General features: G+C 60.8%; 6 protein-coding genes. 2 read left to right on the top strand and 4 right to left on the bottom strand.

Going from position 1 to position 6,251, the window contains the following annotated elements:
• A partial coding sequence (locus ACIQ3A_RS06945) for a DMT family transporter (RefSeq protein WP_396431023.1) occupies positions 1-733 on the top strand: 733 nt, incomplete at its 5' end.
• Between the two features lie 5 nt (positions 734-738).
• Positions 739-2,058, top strand: coding sequence for an amidase (locus tag ACIQ3A_RS06940; RefSeq protein WP_396431022.1), 1,320 nt, complete (start codon positions 739-741; stop codon positions 2,056-2,058).
• Here the strand turns inward: ACIQ3A_RS06940 and ACIQ3A_RS06935 are convergent.
• Genes ACIQ3A_RS06935 through ACIQ3A_RS06920 form a run of 4 tightly spaced genes read right to left on the bottom strand, consistent with a single transcriptional unit; the run spans position 2,004 to position 6,185 of the window.
• Positions 2,004-3,428, bottom strand: coding sequence for an MmgE/PrpD family protein (locus ACIQ3A_RS06935; protein WP_396431021.1), 1,425 nt, complete (start codon positions 3,426-3,428; stop codon positions 2,004-2,006). The two genes, ACIQ3A_RS06940 and ACIQ3A_RS06935, sit on opposite strands and share 55 nt — an antisense overlap.
• Positions 3,428-4,228: an enoyl-CoA hydratase/isomerase family protein gene (locus ACIQ3A_RS06930; protein WP_396431020.1), complete on the bottom strand. Its 801-nt coding sequence runs from the start codon at positions 4,226-4,228 to the stop codon at positions 3,428-3,430. Before ACIQ3A_RS06930 ends, ACIQ3A_RS06935 begins: the two co-directional genes overlap by 1 nt.
• Positions 4,229-4,243: 15 nt before the next feature.
• The gene (locus ACIQ3A_RS06925) at positions 4,244-5,401 is read right to left on the bottom strand and encodes an acyl-CoA dehydrogenase family protein (protein WP_396431019.1); all 1,158 of its coding nucleotides are present in this window, start codon (positions 5,399-5,401) and stop codon (positions 4,244-4,246) included.
• A gap of 7 nt (positions 5,402-5,408) precedes the next feature.
• Positions 5,409-6,185 (bottom strand): short-chain dehydrogenase/reductase, encoded by a 777-nt coding sequence (locus ACIQ3A_RS06920; protein ID WP_396431018.1) that lies wholly within the window; start codon positions 6,183-6,185, stop codon positions 5,409-5,411.
• Positions 6,186-6,251: the final 66 nt, after the last annotated feature.

Raw genomic sequence — 6,251 nt, 5'->3', positions numbered from 1 at the left:
AATCCCGATGGCCGACTGGAAAGAGTTGTTTGTGCTGGCCGCCACCAACATGCTGGTCTGGCATGTGCTGATCATTTTGGCCGTACAAAACCTCTCGAGTGGTCGCTCCGCGATTCTGGGTTACACCATGCCGATTTTCTCGGCCATGTTTGGCGTGTTCTGGTTTGGCGCCACACTCAAATGGCGTGGCTGGCTGGGTGTGGGGGCCGCTGCTTTGGGTGTGGTGCTGCTGCTTTGGCACGAATTCAGCAGCATTTCTGGCAAGCCCCTGGGCGTGTTTTTGGGGTTGGTGGCCGCGGCTTTTTGGGGTTTGGGGACGCAGCAAATCAGGCACACCCGCATTCAGGTGCCCACCCTGGCGATCGTGTTCTGGATGACCTGCATGAGCACCTTGCTCATGAGCGCTTTGGCCTTTGTATTTGAGCGCTCCGATTGGGGCCCACCCCCCGACATCACTTGGTGGTCGATCCTCTACAACGCATTCGGGGTGTTTGTTTTTGCACAAGCGGCCTGGCTGTCGCTGGCGCGCAGTTTGCCGCCTCTGGCCTCGACACTGAGCGTGATGTTCATTCCTGTGTTGGGCGTATTCAGCGGGGCCTATTTTTTGAATGAAGCCTTGCATTGGCAAGATTGGGCGGCCGTGTTGCTGATCGTGGTGGCCATCGCTTCGGTGTTGTGGCCCACGGCTGCAAGCCCGGCAAAATCAGCAGACCCGGCAAGCGCCAAGCCCTGATCCTGATGCGCCAAAACCCTCCACCTTTAAGCGCTGCGGCCCTGCAGCAAGCCTATGCGCAGGGCTTGACCGATCCTGTCAGCCTGACGCGGGCGCAGCTGGCCCGCACAGAGCAGCGCAACCTGGACTTGCATGCCTTTGTGCATGTGTCTGCAGATCTGGCGCTGCAGCAGGCCCATGCCAGTGCCATGCGCTGGGCTAAGGCTGCGCCACTGGGGCCGCTCGATGGGGTGCCGATGGCCTTGAAGGACAACATCGATGTGGTCGGCATGCCGTGCACCGCAGGTACAGCGGCCTTTGTACAGCGCATGCCAGAGCAATCTGCCACGGTGTACCAGCGCCTGTGCGATGCCGGGGCGATCTTGCTGGGCAAGCTCAACATGCACGAGGCCGCCTTGGGCGCGACCACCGACAACCCGGTGTACGGCCGGTGCATGAACCCCTTGCGGGAGGGTTACACCCCCGGCGGGTCAAGCGGCGGTTCGGCTGCGGCCGTGGCGGATCACTTGTGCACCCTCGCTTTGGGCACCGACACCATGGGGTCGGTGCGCATTCCAGCAGCGTATTGCGGTGTGTTTGGTTTCATCCCGACGCAAGCGCGCATGACCATGGAAGGCATCGTCCCTTTGAGCCCCACCCTGGACGTGGCAGGCGCCCTGGCCAGCAACGGGCTGGACCTGGCCAAGGCAATGCGCTGCATCTTGGACATGTCGTCGTGGCCTGAGCCCCAAGCGGTTGTCTGGCAGGGCCTGCGCGTTGGCCTGTTGCCGCAGACCACCGATGTGGAGATGGCGCCTGCCGTGCTGGCGGCCTGGCAGGCCACGCAACAACGCCTGCTGGCGCTGGGAGCTGTATCGCAGCCGGCAAGCCTGCCCGACTGGCGCCCGGCATCCAGCCGTTTGCAAGCCTTGTTGATGAGCGAGTGGGAGGGGGCCGACTACTGGCTGCGTGCCTTGGGGCCCGAGTTGCCGGGCTTGAGCGCGGGCTTGAAAAAGATGCTGTTTTACGGTGCCAAGCTGAGCCCTGAAAAGAGGCTCGGCAGTCAGGCGGCCATTTTGGGCTTGCGCGCGCAGGCGAGCCGACTGTTCGCAGACATCGATGTCTTGCTTTTGCCCACCACACCGCAAACCAGTTTTGCGCACACCCAGCCCGCACCTGCCAGCCAGGCCGACTTTGCTTGTCTGGCCAACATTTTGGGTGCGCCCGCCTTGTCGTTTCCTTGTCCGACAAATGGCCTGCCTGTGTCGTGCCAGTTGCTCGCCGCTCCGGGTCAGGATGAGCGCTTGCTGTCGCTGGCCTGCGCGCTGGACACGTTCTGGGACTGATGTTGCATCTGCAACACGGACCACAAAGGCCCGAGCCCTTGGCTTTGCGGCAGCGCCAGACAAGTGGCCATGAGTTCTTGGGCCTGCAGGCTGGTCAAGCCGCTGGCAGTTAACAGTTCGCGGGCTTTTTCTTTCACCTGGTCGGGGCTCAAGGGGTTCTCGGGGTCACCCAATACGCTTTGCACTTCATGGGCTGCTGTTCGCCCATCTTTCAGGCGCACTTCGAGTCGGGCGCCAAATCTTTGCGGGTAAGCCTGCTCTTGGGCCTGGCCACACACCAGTTGAACACGTGGGCGCAGTGGTGCGCAGAGGGGATCAGCCAAAGCCTCTGGCGAGGTGGCCTCCAGCCCGAACTTGCCGTGGCACAGCGCCCAGGCCACACCATGTTGCAGGCTGAACTTGCCTTGCAGGGGCGTCTGCGGAAAAGCCTGGTCGGCAAACGACAGGGCGACGGCATAAGTCTCCAGCCTAAGGGTGTCAATCTGGGCTGGGTTGAACCCTTGCGCATGCAAGTGCAAGGCGCATTCGATGGCCGGGTGCACATGCCGACAAGCGGGCCAGGGCTTGAAGCTGACCTCGTGCAAGCGCCAGGCGCCGTCAGCCCCGACTTGCAGCAAGGACTGCGCACGTGGCGCGTCGGGTAGGGCGCCGGTGGCTTTCAGCCAACCGAGCGGCCCTTCCAGAATGGAGAGTGGTCCGGTCATGCCTGCTGCAGCCAGGTCGGCCGCCACCAGTCCCGCTTGCGCACTGTGCCCTGTGGCCATCTGTTTGGCCAAACCCGGTTCAAGGCGGCATTGCCACACCCCGGCCGACTGCATGCCTGCCAAGGCCAGCGCGTGCTGCATTTGCGACTTACTGAGTTTCAGCAACTTGGCGCAGGCCATGGCGCTGGCAAAGACGCCCACAGTGGCCGTGCTGTACCAGCGGGCGTAGTGGTCAGGGCCGCTCAGCAGGCCCAGCAAAATCCCGGTTTCATAACCGATCACCAATGCTTGCAGCAATTCGTCGGCGCTTGAGTTTTCACGCTGTGCCAGGGCCAACGCCGCTGGGATGACCGTGTCGCCCGGGTGCACCACCGCTTCGCGGTGCACATCATCGAGTTCATGACAACTGCCCAAAGAACCATGCCAGCGCACCGCTTCAGCGGCGTTCAACCCGGCGTGACCACAGACCCAAATATTGCCAGGGGCTTGCTGGCGTGACCAGCGTTGCAAAACATCACCGACCTCGGTGGTCTGCCCAAGATGCGCGCAACCCATCCAGTCGATCAGGTGCAGCGCAGCGCGCTGGCGGTCTTTCAGCCCGACCGACCGGTGCAGGGAATCCACCAGCCATTCGCTCCAGGGGGGCATGGGGTGGGTGTCTGCCATCAGCGGCCCTTGAATTGGGGCGTTCGCTTTTCATTGAAGGCCAGCACGCCTTCACGCCGATCCTCGGTGTCCACCAACTGGTTGTAGGCCTCGAGCTCAAACCGGTAGGCTGTGCGCAACTCCATTTGACCGCCGTAGCGGATGGATTTCTTGATCTGCCGAACCGACAGGGGCGCATTGCGGGCCAGTGTTTGTGCGGTGCGCAGCGCCTCGTTGTGCAACTGCTCGGGCGCTATGACCTGATTGACCAGACCCCACGTCAGTGCTTGCTCAGCCGTGAAGGATTGCCCCGTCATGATGAGTTCTTTGGCGCGGCGTTCACCCAGCGCACGGGGCAGGTTTTGCGTGCCCCCCATACCGGGCATGATGCCCAGGGTCACTTCAGGCAGTGCAAAGCGTGCATGGCTGCTGGCATAAATGAAGTCGCAGCACAAGGCCAGCTCCAGTCCGCCGCCATAGGCGTGGCCATTGACGACTGCGATCACGGGCAGCGGCAAATCTACCAGCGCCCAGTATTGGCGTTCAAAGATTTCATGCTGATGCGTCCATTGCGCCCGTGTCATGCCGTTACGCTCTTTCAGGTCGCCGCCCGCGCAAAAAATCTTCGGGCCGGCGCCTGTCAGCAGCACACAGCGCAGACCCTCGGCATCGTCGCTCAGGCTCAGCCACAAGTCGAGCAACTCTTGCCCCATGCGGGTGTTGATGGCATTGCCGACATCGGGTCGGTTCAGGGTGACTTGCAGCACGCCATCGGCGTGCGTTTGCAGTTGCAAGGTGTCCCAAGTTTCAGGTAGTGCCATATTTTTTGTACCGGCTCAATAAGACTTGGGCATGCCCAAAACATGCTCACCCACATAAGACAGGATGAGGTTGGTCGATATGGGCGCCACCTGGTACAGCCGGGTCTCACGGAACTTGCGCTCTATGTCGTATTCGGCCGCAAAGCCAAAGCCGCCATGGGTTTGCAGACAGACGTTGGCCGCTTCCCAGGACGCATCGGCGGCCAGCAGTTTGGACATGTTGGCCTGGGCCCCACAAGCTTGTTGGGCATCAAACAAGCGCGCTGCTTCGTAACGCATCAGGCTGGCAGCTTCGACGTTGACAAAGGCCCGTGCGATCGGAAACTGGATGCCTTGATTTTTGGCAATCGGGCGGTCAAACACCACGCGCTGGTTGGCATAGTCCCTGGCCTTGTCAACAAACCAGTAACCATCGCCAATGCACTCTGCGGCGATCAGGATGCGCTCGGCGTTCAAGCCATCCAGGATGTATTTGAGGCCTTTGCCTTCTTCACCAATGCGGTTTTCAACTGGAATTTCTAGGTTGTCGATGAAGATCTCGTTGGTCTCGTGGTTCACCATGTTGCGAATCGGCCGCACGGTGATTGATTTGCCAACGGCTTCGCGCAAGTCCACCAGAAACACCGACAAGCCTTCCGACTTTTTCTTGACCTCTGCCAACGGGGTGGTGCGCGCCAGCAGCAGCATGAAGTCAGAGTGTTGCAGGCGGGAGGTCCAGACCTTTTGACCATTGACGATGTAGCGGTCGCCCTTGCGTTCGGCAAAGGTCTTTAGTTGTGTGGTGTCCGAGCCGGTGGAAGGCTCGGTCACGGCCATCGACTGCATGCGCAGTTCGCCGCTGGCCACCTTGGGCAGCAGGGCTTGTTTTTGGGCCTCTGAGCCGTGACGCACCACACAACCCATCACGTACATCTGACCATGGCAAGCTCCCGAGTTGCCGCCGGCGCGATTGATCTCTTCCATGATCACACTGGCTTCGACCAGGCTCAGGTTGGAGCCGCCGTATTCCTCGGGAATCAAGGCCGACAGCCAGCCTGCAGAGGTCAGGGCTTGCACAAATTTTTCTGGAAAGGCACGGGCCTCGTCGATGTCTTGCCAGTAGCGTGAATCAAATTGGGAAACAACGCTGCGCACGCCATCGCGCAGGGACTCAAAATTGTGTTCGGGGTGCATGGTTTTCTCAGTTGGGTGCGTATTGTTGTCCGCCATCAACGTTCAACACGGTACCGCTCAGGTAACTGCAAACGGGTGAGGCGCAATGGACGACGAGTTGTGCGATTTCATCGGGTTCGGCCAAGCGGCCAAACGGTAATTTCTGGGTCATCTCCAGCCAGCGCGATGCGTCGCCCAGTTTGCTGGCCGCTTGTTGTTTGAGCACACCTTCGATGCGGTCGCTGCGGGTCGGTGAGGGGTTGATGCCAAACACCCGGACACCCTTGCGCACGCTGCCGGCGCCAATGCCCTGGGTGAAAGAAATCAGCGCGCCATTGGCGGCCGATCCGCAAATGTATTCGTAGCGTGGCGCCGCTCCGGCCATGCCGATGATGTTGCAGATGACGCCTTGGCCGCGCGCTTCCATGGCGCCCAAATACAAACGGGTCAGGTTGATGTAGCTGAACAGCTTGAGTTCCCAGGCGGCGCGCCATGCGTCTTCGGCAAGGTCGTGGATGCTCCCGCCTGGAATGGCGCCCGCGTTGTTCACCAAAATGTCCGCAGCCGGAAACAAAGCGAACAAGGCGCGGTCTGAACCGTGCAGTGACAAATCAATTTCGGCGATGTCTGGTGCGGGCAAGCCCTCTTTGGCAAAGGCTGCCAAAGCGTTATCAAGATTGCTGCGCTGGCGCGAAACCAGCACTGGCCGCGCGCCCTCGCGCGCAAAGTTGAGCGCGATGGCCAGGCCAATGCCCTTGGACCCACCGGTCACGATGACTTGTTTCTGATCAAGATGTAGGTTCACGTTAGGCACTCAAGTAAGACAGGCCGCAGGGGCTTGTATGGGTTGCGAGAGAAGGCTGATGTGTGC

The organism is Limnohabitans sp., from assembly GCF_044361985.1.
Lineage (GTDB): Bacteria > Pseudomonadota > Gammaproteobacteria > Burkholderiales > Burkholderiaceae_C > Limnohabitans_A.
The sequence above is the reverse complement of the archived record's forward strand: the minus strand, read 5'-3'. Positions and strand labels throughout refer to the sequence as shown.

What these genes read in the sequence shown, in the direction of transcription:
- ACIQ3A_RS06940 (WP_396431022.1), top strand. Translation starts at nt 739, where the DNA reads ATGCGCCAAAACCCTCCACCTTTAAGCGCTGCGGCCCTGCAGCAAGCC.
- ACIQ3A_RS06935 (WP_396431021.1), bottom strand. Translation starts at nt 3,428, where the DNA reads ATGGCAGACACCCACCCCATGCCCCCCTGGAGCGAATGGCTGGTGGAT.
- ACIQ3A_RS06930 (WP_396431020.1), bottom strand. Translation starts at nt 4,228, where the DNA reads ATGGCACTACCTGAAACTTGGGACACCTTGCAACTGCAAACGCACGCC.
- ACIQ3A_RS06925 (WP_396431019.1), bottom strand. Translation starts at nt 5,401, where the DNA reads ATGCACCCCGAACACAATTTTGAGTCCCTGCGCGATGGCGTGCGCAGC.